The 2200-nt window shown below is 68.1% G+C and carries 2 protein-coding genes; both read left to right on the top strand.

Going from position 1 to position 2200, the window contains the following annotated elements:
- A partial coding sequence (locus tag ACH4D3_RS41160; protein WP_398332881.1) for a phosphopantetheine-binding protein occupies positions 1-948 on the top strand: 948 nt, incomplete at its 5' end.
- Positions 948-2200, top strand: a 1253-nt coding sequence (locus ACH4D3_RS41155) for a condensation domain-containing protein (protein WP_398332880.1), incomplete at its 3' end; no start/stop codon positions are given. The genes ACH4D3_RS41160 and ACH4D3_RS41155, both read left to right, overlap by 1 nt.

Below are 2200 nucleotides of genomic sequence, written 5' to 3'. Positions count from 1 at the left end.
GGTCGCAGGTTGGTGAATACGTATGGTCCGACTGAGTCGACGGTGATGGTGACGGCGGGTGGGGTGGAGGGTGTGGGGTCGGTGGTGCCGATGGGGGCGCCGGTGGCGAATACGCGGGTGTATGTGTTGGATGGTGGGTTGGTGCCGGTGCCGGTGGGGGTTGTGGGTGAGTTGTATATCGCTGGTGCGCAGTTGGCGCGGGGGTATGTGGGGCGTGGGGGGTTGACGGCGGAGCGGTTTGTGGCGTGTCCGTTCGGTGGTGTGGGTGAGCGTATGTATCGGACGGGGGACCGGGCGCGTTGGACGGCGGATGGTCAGTTGGTGTTCGCGGGGCGGGTGGACGAGCAGGTCAAGATCCGCGGATTCCGGGTCGAACCGGGTGAGGTGCGGGCCGTGATCGCTGCGCACCCCGGCGTCGCACGGGCCGCAGTTGTCGCATCAGAGGACGCGGCAGGTGAGACTCGCCTGGTGGCCTACATCGTGGCGACGGAAGACGATGTACAACTGGTCCCACGCATACGTGAGTTCGCGGCAGAGCGGCTTCCGGGACACATGGTGCCCTCGGCGGTCGTGGTCCTGGACGAGCTGCCGCTGACGGTGAACGGCAAACTCGACCGTGCCGCCCTGCCGGAGCCCGAGCACACGTCCGGCTCGGGCCGGGCTCCGGCGACAGCACACGAAGAGTTCTTCTGCGCGGCGTTCGCCGAGCTCCTCGGGCTGCCCGAAGTGAGTGTCGCCGACGACTTCTTCACGCTCGGCGGCCACTCGCTCCTCGCCACGCGGCTGGCCGGTGAAGTACGCGCGGAATGGGGCGCGGAACTGCCGATCCGTGTGGTGTTCGAGACCCCGACACCGGCCGGACTCGCAGCCTGGCTGACAGGACAAGGCAGTCAGCAGACGAAATCCAGGCCCGTTCTACGGCCGATGCGCAAGCAGGAGGAGTCCTGATGATCCCGCTCTCGTTCGCCCAGCGCCGGCTGTGGTTCCTGGCGAAGTTGGAAGGCCCGAGCGACACTTACAACTTCCCGACGGTGCTACGCCTCTCCGGCTCGCTGAACCGGGAGGCTCTGTGTTCGGCACTGTGGGATGTGCTGGGGCGGCATGAAGTGCTGCGGACAGTGTTCCCGGAGTCCGGTGGCGAGCCGTACCAGCGCATCCTGGCGGTCGAGGAGACGGGGTTCGAGCCGGCGGTCACACGCGTCCCGCCGGAGGACCTGGCGGGTGCGGTGGCCGATGCGGCACGTCACACCTTTGATCTGGGTTCCGAGATACCGTTGCGTGCCAGCCTGTTCGAGGTCGGGCCCGACGAGCACGTACTCGTCCTGGTCGTGCACCACATAGCGTGGGACGGTTCGTCGGCGGCGCCGCTGGCCCGCGATCTGTCGGTGGCCTACACGGCTCGGTGCGAGGGGCGGCAGCCGGGCTGGGAAGCGCTGCCGGTTCAGTACGCGGACTACACGGTGTGGCAGCGTGAGCTGCTCGGCGCGGAGGACGACCCGGACAGTGTGCTGTCTCGACAGATCGGCTACTGGCGTGAGGTCCTGGCGGGAGCACCTGAGGAGCTGGAGCTACCCGTCGACCGGCCGCGTCCGGCAACGGCCTCCCACCGCGCGCACCGGGTGACGCTGGACATCCCGGCCCGGACGCACCAGCAGCTCGTGAAACTGGCTCGTGAGCGGGGGGTAACCCTGTTCATGGTGATGCAGGCCGCCCTGGCGGTGACGCTCAGCAAGGCCGGCGCGGGCACCGACATCCCGATCGGCTCGGCGGTCGCCGGTCGCACCGACAAGGCGCTGAACGGGTTGGTCGGCTTCTTCGTCAACACACTCGTGCTGCGCGCCGACCTGTCGGGAGACCCGACCCTCGAAACCGTGCTTGACCGGGTGCGCGAGGCCGGGCTCGGCGCCTACGAGAACCAGGACGTTCCGTTCGAGCGCCTGGTGGAGGAACTCGCCCCGACGCGTTCGCTGTCGCGGCACCCGCTGTTCCAGGTGATGCTCACCGTCCAGAACGTGGCGCGCACCACCGCGAGCGACGGCTCCGTTCTCGACCTGCCGGGTGTACGTGCCACCGCGGAGTCCTCCGGCGTCGCCGTGTCGAAGTTCGATTTGGAGGTGTCGGTTGGGGAGCGGTTTGGTGTGGGTGGTGTGCCGGCGGGGGTGAGTGGTCAGTTGGTGGGGTCGGCGGATTTGTTTGATGT

Source organism: Streptomyces sp. NPDC018026 (assembly GCF_044327745.1).
Lineage (GTDB): Bacteria > Actinomycetota > Actinomycetes > Streptomycetales > Streptomycetaceae > Streptomyces > Streptomyces rubrogriseus.
Note: the sequence above shows the minus strand (reverse complement) of the source record. Positions and strands in the feature narration are given on the sequence as shown.